Genomic DNA, 18,870 nt, shown 5'->3' with positions numbered 1-18,870 from the left:
GCGGTGGACGGGGTATTGAGACTGTCGCCACCCCGTGCCGCCCCGGCGTGTTGGCACGTTCGTTAAGGGCGGGCGTGGCGTTGGCGGATCACTCTGGCGAGTTGTTCCAGATCCTTTTTCACGCCCACCCGGTTATTCAGTTCCAGTGCCCGGCTCAGTGAACAGTAAGCCGGCTGCGGCAAGTCATTATCCCGCTGGTTGTAGCCTAGCCATTTGTACAGCTCGGCTTTCACTTCATCGGGCATATCCTGTTCATCGGTCAGACTGACCGCCCGTTCCAGTGTGCCCAGTGGCAACGGCGATTTGGCGTTGTAGCTGCGCTGGGCCGCGTCGGCGATTTCTTCCGCGATGGCACAGCCTGCGGTGCGGCTGTGGCCTTGTGGCATCGCCAGCCGGTGGCGCAGGGCATACTCGGCAATATCCAGTGCGCCGTCATACTCACCGGCATCAATGCGCCAGAGCATCGCGTACATCAGCACATCGTCCTGCGCGCCCTGCCCGGTGGCAAGGACACCGGTCACCCACGGCGCATAATGGGGCAACAGCTTCTGCTTTAAACGGGCTTTGCCTTCCATCGACTGAATGCCTTTCAGCTGTTTGCGGTGCTGGCCCAGCATCAGCAGCATCTGGTTATAGCCGCTGTTATTTTGCAGGGCCTCACCGTGTAAACCGGCGGTAGATTCGGCCTGTAAACGTATCCGGTGACACTGCCACGGGCTGGCCATTATTGTTCCTCAGTGGCCGGCATGGCGGGTTGCGTCAGATTTTTCGCCGGCAGCATCTCGATATTTTCAATCAGGGCCACCCCGCGATAATCCTCCACCACGTAGGCCTCATTGACCGATTCGTAGTTTTCGATGCGATCCCGTTTCGGGTTATCCAGTACCGAGCGGCGGCGGGTGCCTTCCTGATAATAGATGGACAGGTTATCCAGACGGGAAATCAACAGGGCTTTCGGCGGGAAGTACGGCACACGTACCGCCGGCAGGTTACCGATCCGTTTCTGGCTGATAATCACATCGGCGGCCATTTTCTCGCTGTTCGGCTGGGACTGATTGACCAGCGGGAAATATTTGTCTGCCAGCAGTTCGCGGCCACAAATCACCACCAGTTCGGTGTCGTCCTGATATTCGGCATCAATGGCGTTGTTGACCGTATCCATCACCAGCGCGTCAAGGTTAAGGAAATCACCGCCGGCCCCGACACGAATAACGTCAGACACCGGTTTGCCTTCGCTGTCGGCAATGCTGCTCAACACATGGGTCGGTGCATCCTGACGGATTTTTTGCAGCCAGCCGACGTTCACATCTTCCAGCATTTTGTACTGGGTACGGTTGGAGGTTTTCGCGCGTTTGATGCCGTTCCAGCCAATCATAATGCGATCAAGGGCCTGACGGCGGATAATGGCGTTACGGATACGCAGCTGAAAATCCTTGAATTTCGCCCACAAATCGAGCTTAACGTAAGTCAGGCTGGTGTCGAAGTTGGTCTGTTCACATCGGTACTCAACGGTCGTCAGGCGGGTCGGATCAGTGGTTTCGCGGTCTTTGTCGTCCGTATCGGTCGTGCCGGCAATGGTAGAGCCGATGCCTAAGCCAATCGCCTGCCCGGATTGCTCGCTGACCGGCACGACGTTCACTTTTTGCAGAAAGTCGGCACTTTGCTGGATCTCGTCTTCCAGTGTCTGCGCCACCGAGGGCTGCACTTCCACCTTGCCGCTGAAGGCACTGGCTTCCACGCCGTAAATTTCCCCCAGTCGGGTCAGGTAGGCATTAAATTGATGGCGGGTCTGGTTCTTCATGGGTGCTCCGTTAGCAGTTAGTCTGGTGTTCGGCGGTGCCGGTGTTGCCCAGCGACACCGGGCGCTGCTGCGGCTGGTTATCCTGCTGGCTCAATCGGGTGGTTAGGTCATTCAGCTGGTTTTCCAGCGTGGCCTGTTTTTGTCTGAACGCATCAAACTCATCGGCCTGTTTTGACAGCGTCCGGACAGTTTCCGCCGTGGCCTGTAGCTCTTTGGCACACAACTCAACCGACTGACAAATATCGGTGAAACGGGCCTCATCGGATTGCGATTTTTTCTGGAAGAAGTCCTGAATGCGGGAAAGCAAGGTCGGTTTATCACTCTCGGGCGTGGCTTCCACAAACTCCAGCACCGTCTCTTCCGCGGCGGTGAACAGATTGTCAGGGTGTTGTTTGCGGGCATTCAGCGGGTTCGCGGCCGCACTGGCACTGAACTGCAACATTTCCGTGCCGAGACTGGCCGGACTGTCGGTCACCGCGAGGCCCACCAGATACGCACCGCCGGAATCAGCAAAATCCAGATTGATTTCGGCTGAGGTGTAGACTTTCTGGCGCTTGCGGTTCATTTCAATCAGTTCGTCTGTCGGCGTCAGAATACCGTACAGCCCCAGCTTACCGGCTAACGCGCCCTCTTTGATTTCTTCGGTGTAGACGGATTCCACATCGCCATAGCGCGGACTCCAAGAGTAGTTGTAGTGCTCCATATTGATACGGGCACCGTAAGTGGACGGATGATAATTGGCTGCAATCTGGTTCAGCCACTCACGCTGGATTTTGCGCCCGTCGGTGGTCGCACCTTCCACACAGATACGAAACGGTTTGGATTTCTTGGACATTCTTCGCCCCGGGGTTAATGGGTGGGTCATGGGCTATTAGTTTGTGTCGTTACGCCGGGGAAACAATCAATGGGGCTTGTGTTGGGACTGGCACAACCGGCCCGCGCGGAGAAATGGCCGTCGGGGCGGTAGTCTGGCGGCATGAAAACACCGACACCGATAGTGAATAACGTTGACCCGCGCAAGCAGGCCATGCACCTGTATTTTAGCGGGTATCGCATCGCGCGCATTGCGGACATGCTCAATGAGAACGCGACCACGATCCACAGCTGGAAACGCCGCGACAAATGGGATGAGGTGACGCCCTTTGAGCGGGTTGAACTGGCGCTGGAAGCGCGGTTGTGCCAGCTGATTGCCAAACAACAGAAAGAGGGCAAGGATTTTAAGGAAATCGACCTGTTATACCGCCAGCTGGAGCGGCAGGCCCGCATCAACAAGTACAGCCATGGCGGCAATGAAGCCGACCTGAACCCGAACATTGCCAATCGCAATAAGGGCGAGCGCCGGCCACCGGAAAAGAACGTTTTCAGTGACGAGCAGATCGAAAAACTGGCACAACTGTTCTCTGACACGATGTTTGGTTATCAGCAAGTCTGGTATCAGGCCGGTCAACAACACCGTATCCGCAATTTGCTGAAATCCCGCCAGATTGGGGCCACGTACTTTTTTGCCCGTGAGGCGCTGATGGATGCGCTGACCACCGGGCGTAACCAGATTTTCCTCTCGGCCAGTAAAGCCCAGGCCCATGTGTTTAAAAGCTACATTCTGGAGATGGCGCGGGAAGTGGACGTCGAACTGAAAGGTGACCCCATTACTTTAAGCAACGGGGCGATGCTCTATTTTCTCGGCACCAATGCCCGCACGGCCCAGAGTTATCACGGTAATCTCTATCTGGATGAATATTTCTGGATCCCACGCTTTCAGGAGCTGCGCAAGGTCGCCTCCGGCATGGCCATGCACAAACAGTGGCGCCAGACCTACTTTTCCACCCCGTCCAGCCTGACCCACAGCGCTTACCCGTACTGGTCGGGCAAACTGTATAACCGCGGACGGGCCAAAGCGGACCGCATTGAAGTGGATATCAGCCATGATGCGCTCGTCAATGGCCTGCTGTGCGCCGATGGCCAGTGGCGGCAGATTGTCACCGTGGAAGATGCGGTCGCCGGCGGTTGTACCCTGTTTGATATCGAGCAGCTGCGGCTGGAATACAGCCCGGATGAATACCAGAACCTGCTGATGTGTGAGTTTATGGACGATATTGAATCCATCTTCTCACTGCAACTGATGCAGGGCTGCATGGTGGACAGCTGGGAAGTCTGGGACGATGTACAACCCCTGATGCTGCGCCCCTATGGTTACTATCCGGTCTGGATCGGTTACGACCCGGCCAAAGGGGGCGAGAACGGCGACAGTGCCGGTTGTGTCGTCATTGCCCCGCCGCAGGTGGTTGGCGGTAAGTTCCGTATTCTGGAGCGGCACCAGTGGCGTGGGATGGACTTCCGTGCTCAAGCAGACGCCATTCGCGCCCTGACTGAACGCTACAACGTGGAATATATCGGTATTGACTCGACCGGCATCGGCCACGGGGTCTACCAGAACGTCAAAGCGTTCTTCCCGTCAGCCCGCGAGTTTGTCTATAACCCCTCGGTGAAAAATGCCTTAGTGCTGAAAGCGTGGGACATTATCAACCACCGTCGGCTGGAGTTTGACGCCGGGCACACCGACATTGCCCAGAGTTTTATGGCCATTCGCCGGGCCACCACCGCCAGCGGCAACCGCCCGACTTACGAGGCCAGCCGCAGTGAAGAAGCCAGCCACGCTGATTTGGCGTGGGCCACCATGCACGCGCTGTTTAACGAACCGATCACCGGTGACGTGCCCCACCATAAAAATATCGTTGAGGTCTACTGATGTCCCGTAAAAACAGAAACCGCCCGGCCAGACCGGCCGCGCCTGCTGCCCCGATGGAAGCCTTCACCTTTGGTGACCCGGTGCCGGTGCTGGACAGGCGCGAGATATACGACTATCTCGAATGTGTGCTGGTCGACAGCTGGTATGAGCCGCCGATCAGTTTCCACGGGCTGGCCGTCTCGTTCCGCTCGGCCCCGCATCACAGCAGCGCGGTGTATGTCAAACGCAATATTCTGTACAACACTTTTATGCCCCATCGTTTGCTGGACCGCCAGACTTTCGATTCGTGGGCGCTGGATTTTCTGCTGTTCGGTAATGCCTATCTGGAGCTCAGAAAAAACCTTCTTGGCCAGCCACTGAGCCTGAAACACTGCCCGGCCAAATTCACCCGACGCGGGGAAGATTTGGACACTTACTGGTTTGTGAAATACGGTTACCACAGCCAGCCGTACCCGTTTCCGACCGGACAGGTGTTTCACCTGATCGAACCGGACATTAATCAGGAACTGTACGGCTTGCCGGAATATCTGGCGGCGCTGCCCTCGGCGTTACTGAATGAATCGGCCACCCTGTTTCGGCGCAAGTATTACCAGAACGGCAGCCATGCCGGTTATATCCTGTATATCAGCGATGCGTCCCAAAATATTTCGGATGTGAACAATATCCGTGATGCGCTGAAAAACAGCAAAGGGCCGGGCAACTTCCGCAACCTGTTTCTGTATGCGCCAGGGGGCAAGAAAGACGGCATTCAGACCATTCCGTTATCCGAAGCCGCGGCCAAAGATGAGTTTCTGAATATCAAGAACGCCAGCCGCGATGATATTCTGGCGGCGCACCGCGTTCCGCCCCCGATGATGGGCATTATCCCACAGAATACCGGTGGTTTTGGCGATGTGGAGAAAGCCGCCAAAGTGTTTGTGCGCAATGAACTGCTGCCATTGCAAAGTAAAATGAAGCAGCTCAATGACTGGCTCGGGGAAGAAGTGATCCGCTTTGCGCCTTACTCGCTGGGCGGCGACAACTAATTCCTTCATCGCATGGCCTCATGATAAAACTGTCACTCAGTCTCAGCTTGATAGACTCAGTGACAGAGTCTCTTCTCTTTCGCATACCGGGTTGGCCCTTTCGCTGACTTACTCTCGCAGACCACATACCCGATATCCAGCAACCTGAAATGGATATACCACGACAGCGGAATACTCCCGACAAATCCGAATACCGCAATGGCGAGAAAAAAGCCCATAATTTGCTCATTGAGTGTTATCGATTTTTTCTTTTTTCTGGATTTTACTAACTCTTCTGGCTTGTAATTCATCCATAAATAGATTACGAAAAGAATAACATACAGAAAGAACGGCGAGGAAAAAACAACAAAGAACATGCCCCAAGAGGATTGCACCCGGTCTTCCATCTTAAACAGCGCGATCAGGTCACTGCCCACAACAAAAACCCCAAAAACCAGCATCACTAAAACGGCTAATAATCCTAGAATAGTTCCAACCCTTTTTTTTATTGTCATGACTCTCATTCCCTCTGCACGCAATGTGTAGTACTGGTTATTCTGATAGTTATCAGGATTTCAAAACATGGCTTTATTATCAATACTGACAATGGGCTAAATATCATCACAACATGCTCGTTTGAGATTTAAACCGGCTATCGCCACAAAAACACACGTCTGTCATTTTGAGTCAGGCTGAATACGTTTCTACGTTCTCGCGTTTCGTCATGTTGATTTTTGACGGTTGGCATAGCCAATAAACACCGCCGCGCGCAGTCGTGACCCCGCCGCGCCTGCTCACTAAATTCAGTGCTTTTTATGCACCTGCACGGGATCGTTTGAAGCGCGCCAGTGCTGGTGCTTGGCGGGGCATATGATCCTTGTTTGGTTTTGCGGATTGGTGCAGAGAATAGGCCGTTTTATGCAAGTAAAATCTATTACATCTGAAAGTAAAATCTATTACGTTTTTTGGGTTAGCTTGAACTACATTTATTCATAATTATCCGTAATGCTTAAGGTGATATTATGCTTAGAGCAGGAAGTGGAAATGAATTTTCCAATGCATTTATGGAACTCGAAATGAGTGAACATAATAGATATTGGAATCCTGTTAACTCTCAGGAAATCACTTACATTCCGAACACGACTGGCAATAGATACCCACGATTAAGACTTCACTTTATAGACAGTCAACTATTTGATTTACACTACTGTACCGCCCCCGGCACCAATAATGAAAGAATACTATATTCTAATTATGCAGGTCGCCCCGGTCACCCCGGTGTATGGAACCCTCTGTTTCAGGTAATGAGCAGCACAAATCCGCATTACGATAACATAAGCGCCGCCGTTGAAAGTGTTCGGCGCTTTTGGACATAATTTTTTCAATGTGAATAGTATTACTCATGCTAACTTGCTTTCCGTCCATCAAAAACGGAGAAAATAGCAGTGTCGTGACATGTCACACTCTCACAATTTTACTTCATGCCAGCCCAACGTAGCCCAACAGGCAGAATCACCTGACAAGCAGCATTCTGTCACCGGAAGTGCATCACCACATTTTTCACATTGCTGTGCTGCCAGTGTTTCCATTGTTTGACGTAATTCCGCATCATCCTTGCGGATAAGCAGCGTGAGATATTCAACTACGTCATAGGGATCGCGTCCTGGCCGTCTCAGCGCACAATTGCGTTTCAGCATGTCCAGCTCTTGATTATCAACCAGCAATTCTATTTTAGTGACGTCAGCTTCCTGCTGGCGTTGACGTTGGGCGGCCTTACGTTCTGCGGGGGATTTCGCCATGGTGTTTATTCTCCCTAATTACCAGCGTGGATGAGGCAAGCGGCACAAATACAGCTCTTCAAATGCCTGCGGTGACCACATGTTACGAATCCGTTCCTCATCTAAGCGACATTCAACATCATCAAATAACGTCACCGTATCGAAAAAAGCCAATCCACTCCCGATACGATTTCCAGTAAAGAACTTTTTATAAGCCTTCTCGCCGTTATCCCCTGAACATCGGGAGAAATAAAACGTTCTATGCCACTTATCATGCATGGATAGACTCAACGCTAATTGCACCAATCGAATGGGATTATCCGAGAAAGCCCACTCTGCCACATAGACATCGCCACTTAGGGTAGCAACATAGCTGTTTTCATGCACAAAGCGGATTTCAGCGCCATTACTCAGCCTTATCCCATGAATATCTTCGGCATTTTCGGTTAAATAGGCTTGTTGCTTTGGGAAATACTGCGCAAGATAACAAACAAAAAACGGCAAGAATTCCTTATTAGACAGAAAAAACTTATTCCGCCCGGTCCGACAGGCATCGCTTAACGCTTCCAGTACGAAATAATGATCAGCGCCTATCTATCTGTATTTATGCAAAAAGCGATTACGGTGATGTTGATTGGCTTTCCAGCGTTTCTGCCAGACGAATAAATCTGAAACAAATTTACGGTTAATGTTGTTAACTATTTCGAGGGTTAACTTTAAGGTGATCATTCAGTTACCCTCGCAGCAAAATCAGTTGCAATTTCCTCAATTCGCTGGCTAAGTTGCTGCAATGTTTTTATATCATTGCTATCAACTTCCATTCTTATCAGATCTCGGATTAATTCATTCAGTTTTGCGTAATACCCGAATGGGGTTAAAGACTCTTTACCGGCATTTTTCCCAGTCTTTGCTACCCGCTTTTTATTCAGCGTGTATGCTCTACTATTCGATGTAACGACATATTTACCTAAATCAATTCTCATAGTTTCCTCATTTCCCCAATATGCATAATCCGCGCCTGTAATGCCTCGCGGCGCACCTGTTTACGCGCCTCAAACTCGCGTTGTTTCCGTTCCTGCTCCTCCGGTAAATCCATCAACTGCACAGTGCCGTCACGCACTCGCAGACGCTGACCCTCAAAGCTGATACTCATACCCTTGATAAACATCGTTTCCATTGACTGATTACTGATTTCGAACCCCATTAACCCAGTCAACCGCCTGACCTCCGGCAACATCGCCTCTTCTTTTGGCGTTAACGTGATGCGGGAAATAACCCGAGGCCCCGAAACGCCGATTTCCTCGCGCTGTGCGCCATTCTCAGCGGAGTTAGTTTCCATCGCCCGTCCCCATTGGAGAACATCGGATAACGCCTTACCGCTTAAGTCTGCGGGTAACGCTGGGCTGTCCTCCCATGCCTGCCAATCCCCTGATCCACAGTTATTGACAGGACTCCGAGGCGCGCCGATGGCGCTTTTTAAAAGATTAAGACCCTCACCGGCCACAACGGATGCCGGGGCTTGGCTGTCGTGCTTTTTGACAATCCGGTATTCCCGCTCGCGTGTTTTCAACACGCCGGCGGCAGGGTTGAGCTGCGCATAAATCCCGACTACGTTAGAAACCGCCTCGTCATAGGGATTAAGTTTGTCGCTGACTTCACGGGCAACGCGGATAGTCTGCTGATCACGCGGGGTACAAGGGCCACCCTGTGACAAAATGTAGTTTTCAAAGTCACCCTGATCGGCCGCCGCCCGGACCTTTTCGGCCACGTCACCCAACTGGTCAGTAATGCAGAGACTGCGCAGGCGACGGCATTCACGGTACGCCCCTTTGGAGGGCAGGTTATAGAACTGAAACTGCGGAATACGCCATGTAGAGGCCCACGCTGTCACAGCGGCGGCCGCATCTTTTAACGGCTTGCCGGTTTCATCATCGGTCAGACCATCCAGCGCGTAACCGTCGATATTTTTAGCAATGTATTTAGCGATATAACCGACTGCGCCACCTTTATTCATATGCCGGCATTCGAAGCGGTACTTCTGCGCACCCCGTTCGTCACCATCTTCCTGCAAGGCTTTTTTACGCATGATCTCCACCGCTGACGCCCGGCTGGCCTTATCAGTAAACAGCAACAAATGCCAGTGCGGCGTGCCATCATGATGCGGTTCGACCACCCGGACACCATAAACATTCAGCCCTGCATCCTTAAACGCCGTGCGGATTTTCGCCCAGACCTTCACCAGATAACGCTGGCCATCTTTCGGGGTATAGGCTTCATTCGCCCAGCTGCTGTTCAGCACCGCCACCTTGTCTGCCCCCATCTGGCGGGTCGGGTGATACTTTGACGGCGTCGTGATGGTGATAAACATCCCAATATCCCCGCGCGCCGAGGCAACCCGTTCAATCCCGGCAATCTGCGCCATCAGTTCCATACGGCGAATTTCCGGGTTAGAAATGCTTTGCATTACCTTCTCAACCAGATCAAAGCGCTCGCCGGTGGCCACATCTTCAATGTCCATTGACTCAAGGTACTGCATATTGGCCAGACGCTGAGACTTCACTTCCTGAATGGCCTGACGGCTGGCATACGGGGAACGGTTTTTATTGACTGCCATTGCGGCAATCAGCAACGCCTCCCGCCAGCGGGTACGGTGCGCCTTGAGCCGGCGATACCAGAAATCGTCATTCACCAGACGGGATACCGCCGCAATCACATCACGCTGTTGCAAGGTACCTTTCAGGTAGCGGCCATAATGCGCCGGTGTGACATGCAGCCCGCGCGATAATCTCGCCAGCTCACCATAAATCGGAGATAGGTTGCGCATCTGATAAATAGCTTCTTTATCGCCGTTCGCCTCAGCAATGCACTGATCGCAATACTGCTCAAACAGCGTAAAGAACCCGGCCGCAATTTGAGTCGCCAGTTTTTTTAGCGGTTTGTTATGGAGATCGGGCAAGTGATTAAACTGGCTGATATCGGGCAGACAATGAAACTGACTGCTCTCGGTATAAAGGTGAGCCGTTGTCACTAATGTGGCTGGGGTATCCCGCTCAAAACGACGAGTCACGGCCACAAGGCGCGGCCAGAGTTTTTTATGAAAATCGAAATACAGAAAATCCTGAGCTTTCAGCAGGCCCTGTTCTTTCAGTATCTTTTCATAACGTTTCTGATAGGGATAACGCAGAATGCGCGGCAGGGATTCGATATCCGCCAAAATCGCTTGCCCCTGAAGGCGTCTTTCACGGGTAAGCGATCTTTCAATACCGGCCACCGCCTGATGGCGAGGCGCGTTCCACCAATAGGCATACTGCCCATTGGCGGGTTCAGCTTCGGGTTGGACACTGAAATCAATCGGACGCCTTAACATGCCGTCACACCGCCGTAAGTTTCCGGGTTCAGCAAATTCAGTGCCGTCTGACAACGTTTGGCGATGGTTTCAACCGCGGCCAGATATTCTGTCACCGAGCGCATTTTGTGGCGGATATAGGACACATGCAGGCTCACCAATGCAGCGACCAGTGACACGTCACTGTCATGCCAGTCGACCAGCGAGTAAATGCCGTCATACGTATTGAATTGCAACAACGCCAGTTTGCCCGGATGTTTCTCATGAGCAACAACGGCAAAACGGGTGCCGGTGATATAAACGCCGTTTTTAGGATCAAGAACAATCGGTGCATTGTCTGTTGTCATTATTGCCTCCCTGCTAACACAGCAATAATCTCTTTCGCCGGCTGACGGTTGCCATTAGCGGCAATCGTGCGCGGGGCGTCGATTTCATGGATGGTGAAGCCGAGATCGGCATACAGTTCTTTGGCTTCAATTGAATTAGAAACGGTGACAGGCACACCCTCATCGTTATGCAGTGTGTGTAAAATCACGGCCAGCAGCTCATGATCAGCAGGCGTGAAATTCACCTTATGGTATTGGGTAAAGGCCTTACCTTTGGTCAGATACGGTGGATCGCAATAAACGACATCACCATCTTTGACGTGTAAGAGTGTTTGCTGCCAATCCTGACAATCAAAACTCGCTCGCCCCAATGATTTATGATGAAACGCTTTGATTTCAGCTTCGGGGAAATAAACCTTTTTATATTTCCCATAAGGAACATTAAATTCACCTTTGGTGTTATAGCGGCATAATCCGTTATAGCCGTGGCGGTTTAAGTAGAGAAACAAACACGCTTTAGCAACGTAACTGATTTCAAGATCACGCGCATTGAAGACTTCTCTGCTTTGGTAATACTCATCTTCATTGTTATTACACTCAAACCAATTTTCGAAATAACTTTCCGCCTCACAAAGAAATGCGCCGACAGGAACAGCATTAATTTCTTTGTATAAGTTAATCAAATCGGCATTCGCATCTGCCACCAAATACGCGGGGTAATCCGTGTTCATCATCACGGCACAGGAACCGGCGAACGGTTCAACCAATCGCTGGCCGGCAGGCAGATGAGGCAGCAACTTATCCATAATGCGGACTTTAGAGCCTGCCCATTTCAGAATAGTTTTATTGGCCATCTCACACACTCCGATAATGTTTCTGGTTCAGTTCGAACACTTCCTGACAAGGCGCACAGCGGGTTACACCGAGAATTACCTTGCGGCGCTGTTCTGGAATAGGCTGTTCGCATTCTTCACAATGAAAAGCTGAAACCCCGACTGGGCGGTTAACGTGAGCAGCAATGCGGCGTTCCAACATGTCAGCGGCGTGCTCACAGGCACGGTCGAGTTGCCTAGACATGGTTCCAATCCTGCGCCTGACGCTCGATATTTTCCGATTCGCTTTGCAGCAGCGCGGCACTGTCAGAAGGCCCCATCCTTTCATCCAACACACGGGCAGACAGCTTCACTAAACGGACGGCATATAAATCAGCACAATGCTGTCTTTCTGCCTTGCGCACGTCTTTAATTAATTGCTCGATAAATTCGGGGCCAGAATGCTTTGTGGCATATATAGCGATAGGATTATTTTCCATTTTTATTTTTCCTTATTTCAGGCAATAAAAAGCCCTGACGATTAACGCCAATAAAAAATATGTTGGTTGTTTTAATTAAATCGCGAATGACTCCGGCATAATGGCTGCCACCGCTTTATATTGCATAAAGGCTTCAATTAATGAATGTCTTTCATCAAGAGTGAAATCCTCATATTGTGCGTCATAACGGGATTTAGGTAATCCGGCCAAATGAAAAAGCACATGCAATAATTTTTTATTATTGCGCTTTCTATTATTAGTACGGTCACGCATATTTTTAATAAATTCGGCAATCGCTTTATCACTTGCCGATACGGAACCACTAAACACAGAGGCCCTTGTTTTGGCAACCTGACACATACCGTCAATACGCTCATCCAGTGTTAATACCACTGCGCGATGAGATTCTGTATTAGCCATAGCATCACCTTTACAATATGGATAATAACGGGGTTAATAGGGTTGTCGCTAACCCGATTGAAACTAATGTCATCATCAATGGGTTTTCTTTTTTATAACTCACGTTTGTGACTTTACTATTAGAAAAGTCTTTACCGCTGACTTTATATTTGTGCTGCACCCTCTTTAATTCGTTCATGGATTTTTATCCTGTACCGTTGATAACAATACCGTAATGCTTCATTACGTGAATCAAATTGGCCGTGACAATGTTCGCCGTCTTCAACCTGATAACGCATATATTCACGAACCGCGTTCTTCGGTAATGGACGCACTAAGAATGCACCAAATTTGACTCTGCCTTTATTTAATTCCTCTAGTGTTGGCATAATATTTCGCATGCTTATTACCTCTATTGGATAATTTATTAGCTATTATTAATTGCATCTTTCAACATAGCGATCATATTGACTTCGACCATCTCTTTGCCCCTTTTCTTTGGCCTGATGATAATGCGGCCATCTGCAACCATTGCACGGCAGGTGCTGAAAGGGATCTCTGTAATTTCTGAGTACTTTTTTAATGAAACGTATGCCGACTCAACGTTAACGGTGATAGAAATGTTGTTTACATTGTTGATTGTACTCATACACACCTCACCGGAAGTTCTGTACAGCACTGAGATAAATGATACGAGCCATACTGGATACAGAACGGCTGTCTTTTTTTGCAATAGCCTCCAACTCTTCACGCTCATCGACTGATAACCGCATAACGATAGGATTTTTTGAGGCGATTCCTCGCGGTAATCGTGACCGTCTAATATGCTTATTGAGTGTCATGGTGATATATTGTGATCCACTAAGTAACGTTTAATTCATTATTGATCACTATAGTTTTCAAGTCAACAAAGAGAATAGAAATAATGTCAACAATAGGTTTCAGGTTAAAAGAGGAACGCAGCCGCTTAGGATTAAATCAAACTGATTTTGCTAACTTGGCAGGCCACTCACGCGGTGCACAAGCAAGCTATGAAAGAGATGAAAAAATTCCGGGTGGAGCATACTTACAAAAATTAGCAGAACATGGATGTGACATTCTTTATATTCTGACAGGAAATAGAACACCTAAACCTCAAGTAACAATATCCACTGAAGAACAAGCACTAATTGAACACTATCGCGCCATGAGCGAGGAATCACGCTTAAACATGCAAGCTGTGGGATCTGTTTTTGCGCAATCAGCATCAGATAAACGCATAAAAAATGGCTGACGAATATTAGTACAGATGGAGTGCATTTTGTTCATTGCTTTATAAATCCTAACTTATGACACAACTCACTGTAATTAAAATATCAAACAAAAATAATAACACATTGAAATTGTGACCTATGAATATGTTTCACCTGTGTCGTAATGCTAAATTGCCAATTCATAACTATTTGTTTTTTTTAAATATTATTGAACGTAATTTAATCAAATCAACACAGGAGATACTTTTTGATGAGTACTACAGGAAGCAGAATCGCAGAGGAACGTGCACGTTTAGGGTTAAGCCAAGATGAGTTTGCAAGTTTAGTCGGATATTCGCTTATTCAGCAAATCTGCTATGAACGCGATGAAATTCCTATCGGTGGGTTGTATTTACAGGCATTAACAAAACACGGCGTTGATACACTTTACATCATTACAGGGAACAGGCTTCATCCTATAAATATATCAACAGAGGAACAAGAAATAATAGAAAACTATCGCGCCATGAATGAGGCGCACCGCTTAAAGATATCGACGGTTAGCGATACGTTTACATACTCAATCATTAATAGAAGCGTAGTAAATAGTCACGGTTCTAATTAATATAATTTCTATTATTTATATTTAGAGCCGTGAGAATTTAACCTTTTAATTATATTTATTTTGTAGCTGAAAATAATTAGAGAGTAATTGAAATGAAAAATTTTTTACTGATTTTATCTAGCGCACTATTTCTTACAGCCTGTGATTCAGAGCAATCTGAACCAACAAAACCTTATAATAGCCTTGAAATCAGTCAAGAATCATATGGCGATAAGTGGGCTTTTAATGCAGATAAAGCTGAATTGCAGTGTTATAAAGGCGGCGCTTTTGTCGAAGATCTCTCGGATAATACCGTATATGGATTAACGGGATTAGCTAATACATTAAAAACCAATGGCAAAAAAGAAGCACAAAATATTAACGGTTCTTCTTTCTGGAAAGATAATCCATACACCGGTGCAAAAGTAAGCCTCAGCCCATTTACAAATGAAGCTCTAACGCTATGTGATAAAGGTTAATTATGGCAGTTAGTAAACTTCCTAACGGTAAGTGGCAATGCCAATGTTTCCCTGACGGCCGTAATGGCCGTCGTGTCAGACGCCAATTCACAACAAAAGGTGAGGCGATGGCATTCGAACGGCAGCTAATGCAAAAGCAAACTCTTAATATTGATACTTATGGAATACAGAAATTAGGTGATTTGGTTAACCGTTGGTATGAACTACACGGAAAGACCCTGAAAGATGGTGAGGGCCGAAAAGCAAAATTAGAGGCTGTGTGCGAACGTTTGAATAACCCTCTCGTTACCGATTTCGATAAAAATATGTTTGCTATTTATCGTGAAGAACGATTAAACTGTAAATGGAATGCCAAAGGACGAAAGTCGCCCAGCCAGTCTACTGTGAATAGAGAACAGTCATATCTTCATGCTGTCTTTGCAGAATTAATCCGTTTAGATGAATGGAAAGGAGAGAATCCTCTGGTTGGTATTCGGCAATTCAGAGAAACCGAACAGGAACTCGCATTTCTTTATGAAGATGATATCAAGCGGTTATTAGTTGAGTGTGATAATTCATCCAACAAAGATCTCGGCCATGTTGTCCGTTTATGTCTTGCTACAGGAGCACGCTGGAGTGAAGCACAAAATCTGACTCAATCCCACGTGATGAAGTATAAAGTTACCTATACTAAAACCAAAGGGAATAAAAACAGAACTATCCCGATATCCCAGCGTTTATATGACCGTCTTCCGAAAAAGCGCGGGCGATTATTTAGTAACTGTTACGACACATTCGAGACTGCGGTTAAAAGAGCCGGTATTGATTTACCTGATGGGCAGTCAACTCACGTTCTGCGACATACATTTGCCAGTCATTTTATGATGAATGGTGGCAATATTTTGGTTCTACAGCGCATATTAGGGCATAGCACAATTAACATGACTATGCGTTATGCACACTTCGCACCAGACCATTTAGACCTCGCTTTAACACTCAATCCTTACGATCAACTTGAAGAGTAAAATCAATGGCAGCAGTGCCAAATATATAGTAATAAATAGTGACATTTGTTAAGGTTAACATTTTGATTTTACTTAACTTATTGTTTTTAAAAAAGGTGGACTAGTCTTTAAAATCCCTCGGCTGTAAGGCTGTGCGGGTTCAAGTCCCGCCCTGGCACCAAATTAAAAACCACTGATAAAACAGTGAGTTCGGGAATAAAAAAGGCCACCGCAAGGTGGCTTTTTTATTTGATACAAATCACATTCCTAATATTATCCTAATATCCATTCCTAATATAATGGCAGCAAAATTGGCAGCAGCACTTTTCTACCTCTCTCTTGTTGAACAACAAAAAATTGGAAAAACTAGCTGTTAGACAAACAGTAAAATCCAGACATATAACATCCATACTGATGCTTTAGTTATTTCTTGTTAAATACTGAGTTATATGAAATGTTGCATATTGCATCAATGATAGAGATATAGATTTTATTAATGTTCCTCCAGTCATTCTATGACATCCTTAGACGCACAAACATACAAGTAACCAAATCTATAAAAAATACTCTCCAGTTTTGATGAACCAATTTTATTAATGTTCACCGGCGGAGAAATCTCTTACCGCCTCATATTGACAACGCTAATTTAAATATATTTCTTTGGTTGCATTAACAATCGATGCTGTTAATACATGAGGAACCAATATGAGCATTCAAGATAAAAAACACAAAATAAAAACGTTAACTAACGATGAGTTGGCTCTAGAACGAGCAAAGCATGCTGTAACCATTGATATATTATATCCAGTTGGAATTGTTATGCTGTTTGCTCAAAGTAAGGATCCGAACCTCCTATTCCCTGGCACTGTCTGGAAATATATAGGTGAAAATAAAACTATCAGGCTGGGTAAAAATATTTTATCAACTGGAGGAAAAGATACCATCATACTAACCGATACACAGCTTCCTCCCCATGATCACTCTCTGTCTGCTACAACTGATTCATTTGATCATGGAACAAAAACAACAAGTAGTGATGGTGAGCATTTTCATGATAGCGGCTGGGGAGAATCAGCAAACGCTCGTTATGGTGCTTATGATAGTACGAATAATAATTACGGCTCTGGTAATTCAGACTGGGACAATTATAAATTTTGCACCAGTACTGAAGGCGAACACCAGCATACAATGTACATTGGCAGTCATAGTCACACGGTATCAGGTACAACATCAAGCACAGGCAAAGGTGGAGCTATCGACATTACCAATAACTATATTATGTTGATGGGATGGTACAGGATAGAGTAAAAGTACACTTGTGTTAGCTAAGTACTTTATCCAAGGAGCTTCATGGGGGCATTTCTTTAATGCCCTTCATCACATTCGATATCAACAACTTTTTCAAACTCTGAGTTAACACATGTCTTACTGCAGCTATTTAGAACAGTTAATATCAGACGCTTTTGATATAGCTAAACTTAGATTAGCTCCGCAATGCTAGATGACAAAAAATCAAAAAAAAAACAAATATTATTTATGCGTAACAGTTCACAAATTAGAAAATTTCACCTTATATCTGCCTAATTACCCCTGTTCTCCCTTTCATTTTCAAAATAATGAATTAATATTTCTTAATATTAATGTTCTATCTCTCCTATTCAGATTAAGAAAGCACTAATGAATCCTAAACTACGTGAAGATAAAAATACTTAAAACACAAAAAACAAAAACATGTGTTGATAGTGAAAAATATAATTGGTGCCCCTATGAAAATATTCGTCATTAATCTTAAGAGTAACTCAGAGCACAGATTAGCCATACAACAACAAGCAGATGCCTTCAACTTAAATATTGAATTCGTTGATGCTGTATACGGTGCTCAACTATCAGATAATGAAATAGTCCAATTAGTATATGACTATCCTGAATGTAAATTAACTAAAGGCGAAATTGGTTGCGCTCTAAGTCATTTATTTATATATGAAAAAATTATCTCAGAAAATATCTCTCATGCACTAATTTTGGAAGATGACGCTGTATTATCTAACAACATACACCGTATAACCTCAGATATAGAAAAAATAGATAACATTAAAAAGCCCAATGTATATTTACTTAGTAAAGTAGAAAAATACATTGAAAATAAAAAAATAAAAACACGTTTATTTAATGTATATAAAGTCTATGAAGCCAGTGGAACACATGGATACTTGATAAATAAAACTGCAGCAAAAGAGTTATTGGACAAACTGAAGCCTATAAAATATGAAGCTGATATGTGGGGAATATTTATATTTAGAAATTTCATAAATGTATATTGTATTGTCCCACACATTATAGATACATCTGATCAAAATAAATTTTACTCATTAATTGAAAAAGAAATGCTTTCCTTAAGAGAAGAAAGACAGTCATATCGGCATAAGTTAAAAAAACAAGAGCCAAAATATCAATTTTATAGATTGAAAGATCTATTTCTTAAGAAGATTATCTATAAGATAAAAGAGTTATCTTGACACTATATAGAAAGCCCAATGGGCTTTCTATCCTGTATATTAATCTACTACCCAAATTTCCCCCATCTTCCATGATGAATCTTGACAAGTCGCACTTCGTCCATCTCCAGCTAATGTAAAGATATGAAATTGTGGGTAGCCACCAGCATACCAAGAAACTTCATATTGCCATCCACCAACTGGAAGAATGACAGCTGGAGCAAACCAGCCAGAACCATTACCTCTAAATAAATTGTATTAGTTCAGATGAGATCTGACACTTCGATTTGAAAAGAAGAGAGTTACCCGCTTTGATTAAAGGTGCTGAATCTTAAATCAAAGAAACTAAGAGGTAACTCTCATGC

Annotated in this window: 25 protein-coding genes; 10 read left to right on the top strand and 15 right to left on the bottom strand. The window is 46.3% G+C overall.

Features of this window, described 5'->3' with window-relative positions; genetic code table 11:
* Positions 1-62: 62 nt before the first annotated feature.
* Genes gpM through AAC855_RS15485 form a run of 3 tightly spaced genes read right to left on the bottom strand, consistent with a single transcriptional unit; the run spans position 63 to position 2,636 of the window.
* Positions 63-725 carry a phage terminase small subunit gene (gpM, locus tag AAC855_RS15495; RefSeq protein ID WP_340610782.1) on the bottom strand — a complete coding sequence of 221 codons (663 nt, stop codon included), beginning with the start codon at positions 723-725 and terminating at the stop codon, positions 63-65.
* A complete protein-coding gene (locus AAC855_RS15490; RefSeq protein ID WP_340610781.1) occupies positions 725-1,801 on the bottom strand; it encodes a phage major capsid protein, P2 family in 1,077 nt (358 codons plus the stop codon). Before AAC855_RS15490 ends, gpM begins: the two co-directional genes overlap by 1 nt.
* A 10-nt stretch (positions 1,802-1,811) precedes the next feature.
* Positions 1,812-2,636: a GPO family capsid scaffolding protein gene (locus tag AAC855_RS15485; RefSeq protein WP_340610779.1), complete on the bottom strand. Its 825-nt coding sequence runs from the start codon at positions 2,634-2,636 to the stop codon at positions 1,812-1,814.
* 17 nt (positions 2,637-2,653) lie between these two features.
* Here AAC855_RS15485 and AAC855_RS15480 point away from each other — a divergent pair, with 17 nt between their 5' ends.
* Genes AAC855_RS15480 through AAC855_RS15470 form a run of 3 tightly spaced genes read left to right on the top strand, consistent with a single transcriptional unit; the run spans position 2,654 to position 5,572 of the window.
* Positions 2,654-2,806 (top strand): hypothetical protein, encoded by a 153-nt coding sequence (locus AAC855_RS15480; RefSeq protein WP_340610778.1) that lies wholly within the window; start codon positions 2,654-2,656, stop codon positions 2,804-2,806.
* Entirely contained in the window at positions 2,778-4,547 is a 1,770-nt protein-coding gene (locus tag AAC855_RS15475; protein WP_340610777.1) for a terminase ATPase subunit family protein, read from the top strand. Before AAC855_RS15480 ends, AAC855_RS15475 begins: the two co-directional genes overlap by 29 nt.
* Positions 4,547-5,572, top strand: a complete 1,026-nt coding sequence (locus AAC855_RS15470; protein ID WP_340610776.1) for a phage portal protein — start codon at positions 4,547-4,549, stop codon at positions 5,570-5,572. Before AAC855_RS15475 ends, AAC855_RS15470 begins: the two co-directional genes overlap by 1 nt.
* Positions 5,573-5,628: 56 nt before the next feature.
* Here the strand turns inward: AAC855_RS15470 and AAC855_RS15465 are convergent, their stop codons facing one another.
* The gene (locus AAC855_RS15465; protein ID WP_340610775.1) at positions 5,629-6,066 is read right to left on the bottom strand and encodes a DUF1240 domain-containing protein; all 438 of its coding nucleotides are present in this window, start codon (positions 6,064-6,066) and stop codon (positions 5,629-5,631) included.
* A 507-nt stretch (positions 6,067-6,573) separates the two neighbouring features.
* On the opposite strand from AAC855_RS15465, the gene AAC855_RS15460 reads away from it, so the two are divergent.
* Positions 6,574-6,927, top strand: coding sequence for a hypothetical protein (locus AAC855_RS15460; protein WP_340610774.1), 354 nt, complete (start codon positions 6,574-6,576; stop codon positions 6,925-6,927).
* Between the two features lie 90 nt (positions 6,928-7,017).
* Here AAC855_RS15460 and AAC855_RS15455 read toward each other — a convergent pair whose 3' ends face one another.
* The 11 genes from AAC855_RS15455 to AAC855_RS15405 all read right to left on the bottom strand — a co-directional run bounded on the left by AAC855_RS15455 (position 7,018) and on the right by AAC855_RS15405 (position 13,361).
* Entirely contained in the window at positions 7,018-7,350 is a 333-nt protein-coding gene (locus AAC855_RS15455; protein WP_340610773.1) for a hypothetical protein, read from the bottom strand.
* Positions 7,351-7,368: 18 nt separating this feature from the next.
* Positions 7,369-7,833 carry a hypothetical protein gene (locus AAC855_RS15450; protein ID WP_340610771.1) on the bottom strand — a complete coding sequence of 155 codons (465 nt, stop codon included), beginning with the start codon at positions 7,831-7,833 and terminating at the stop codon, positions 7,369-7,371.
* Between the two features lie 221 nt (positions 7,834-8,054).
* Positions 8,055-8,312: a DUF5405 family protein gene (locus tag AAC855_RS15445; RefSeq protein ID WP_340610770.1), complete on the bottom strand. Its 258-nt coding sequence runs from the start codon at positions 8,310-8,312 to the stop codon at positions 8,055-8,057.
* Positions 8,309-10,696 carry a replication endonuclease gene (locus AAC855_RS15440; RefSeq protein ID WP_340610768.1) on the bottom strand — a complete coding sequence of 796 codons (2,388 nt, stop codon included), beginning with the start codon at positions 10,694-10,696 and terminating at the stop codon, positions 8,309-8,311. Before AAC855_RS15440 ends, AAC855_RS15445 begins: the two co-directional genes overlap by 4 nt.
* Positions 10,690-11,022 carry a DUF5405 family protein gene (locus tag AAC855_RS15435; protein ID WP_340610767.1) on the bottom strand — a complete coding sequence of 111 codons (333 nt, stop codon included), beginning with the start codon at positions 11,020-11,022 and terminating at the stop codon, positions 10,690-10,692. Before AAC855_RS15435 ends, AAC855_RS15440 begins: the two co-directional genes overlap by 7 nt.
* Positions 11,022-11,855: a DNA adenine methylase gene (locus AAC855_RS15430; RefSeq protein WP_340610766.1), complete on the bottom strand. Its 834-nt coding sequence runs from the start codon at positions 11,853-11,855 to the stop codon at positions 11,022-11,024. Before AAC855_RS15430 ends, AAC855_RS15435 begins: the two co-directional genes overlap by 1 nt.
* Before the next feature lies 1 nt (position 11,856).
* Positions 11,857-12,078, bottom strand: a complete 222-nt coding sequence (locus AAC855_RS15425; protein WP_099124852.1) for a TraR/DksA family transcriptional regulator — start codon at positions 12,076-12,078, stop codon at positions 11,857-11,859.
* Positions 12,071-12,313, bottom strand: a complete 243-nt coding sequence (locus AAC855_RS15420; protein WP_340610765.1) for a DUF2732 family protein — start codon at positions 12,311-12,313, stop codon at positions 12,071-12,073. The genes AAC855_RS15425 and AAC855_RS15420 overlap by 8 nt, the downstream gene beginning before the upstream one ends.
* A 75-nt stretch (positions 12,314-12,388) precedes the next feature.
* Positions 12,389-12,733, bottom strand: coding sequence for a DUF5347 family protein (locus AAC855_RS15415; protein ID WP_099124854.1), 345 nt, complete (start codon positions 12,731-12,733; stop codon positions 12,389-12,391).
* Positions 12,734-12,876: 143 nt separating this feature from the next.
* Positions 12,877-13,113 (bottom strand): hypothetical protein, encoded by a 237-nt coding sequence (locus tag AAC855_RS15410; RefSeq protein WP_340610764.1) that lies wholly within the window; start codon positions 13,111-13,113, stop codon positions 12,877-12,879.
* A gap of 26 nt (positions 13,114-13,139) precedes the next feature.
* Positions 13,140-13,361 carry a DNA-binding protein gene (locus AAC855_RS15405; protein WP_258087364.1) on the bottom strand — a complete coding sequence of 74 codons (222 nt, stop codon included), beginning with the start codon at positions 13,359-13,361 and terminating at the stop codon, positions 13,140-13,142.
* A 276-nt stretch (positions 13,362-13,637) separates the two neighbouring features.
* Here AAC855_RS15405 and AAC855_RS15400 point away from each other — a divergent pair, with 276 nt between their 5' ends.
* From AAC855_RS15400 to AAC855_RS15375, 6 genes are all read left to right on the top strand, one after another.
* Positions 13,638-13,985, top strand: coding sequence for a helix-turn-helix domain-containing protein (locus AAC855_RS15400; RefSeq protein ID WP_340610763.1), 348 nt, complete (start codon positions 13,638-13,640; stop codon positions 13,983-13,985).
* A gap of 230 nt (positions 13,986-14,215) precedes the next feature.
* Complete coding sequence (locus AAC855_RS15395; RefSeq protein WP_340610762.1) at positions 14,216-14,569, top strand: helix-turn-helix domain-containing protein; 354 nt, start codon at positions 14,216-14,218, stop codon at positions 14,567-14,569.
* A 92-nt stretch (positions 14,570-14,661) separates the two neighbouring features.
* A complete protein-coding gene (locus AAC855_RS15390; RefSeq protein ID WP_340610761.1) occupies positions 14,662-15,027 on the top strand; it encodes a DUF2511 domain-containing protein in 366 nt (121 codons plus the stop codon).
* A gap of 2 nt (positions 15,028-15,029) precedes the next feature.
* A complete protein-coding gene (locus AAC855_RS15385; RefSeq protein WP_340610760.1) occupies positions 15,030-16,031 on the top strand; it encodes a phage integrase in 1,002 nt (333 codons plus the stop codon).
* A gap of 684 nt (positions 16,032-16,715) precedes the next feature.
* A complete protein-coding gene (locus AAC855_RS15380) occupies positions 16,716-17,318 on the top strand; it encodes a phage baseplate protein (RefSeq protein WP_340610759.1) in 603 nt (200 codons plus the stop codon).
* A 458-nt stretch (positions 17,319-17,776) separates the two neighbouring features.
* Complete coding sequence (locus tag AAC855_RS15375; RefSeq protein ID WP_340610758.1) at positions 17,777-18,526, top strand: glycosyltransferase family 25 protein; 750 nt, start codon at positions 17,777-17,779, stop codon at positions 18,524-18,526.
* The last annotated feature ends 344 nt before the right edge of the window (positions 18,527-18,870 follow it).

The organism is Xenorhabdus bharatensis (assembly GCF_037996705.1).
Classification (GTDB): Bacteria; Pseudomonadota; Gammaproteobacteria; order Enterobacterales; family Enterobacteriaceae; genus Xenorhabdus; species Xenorhabdus bharatensis.
This window is presented reverse-complemented; position numbering and strand designations above follow the sequence as displayed.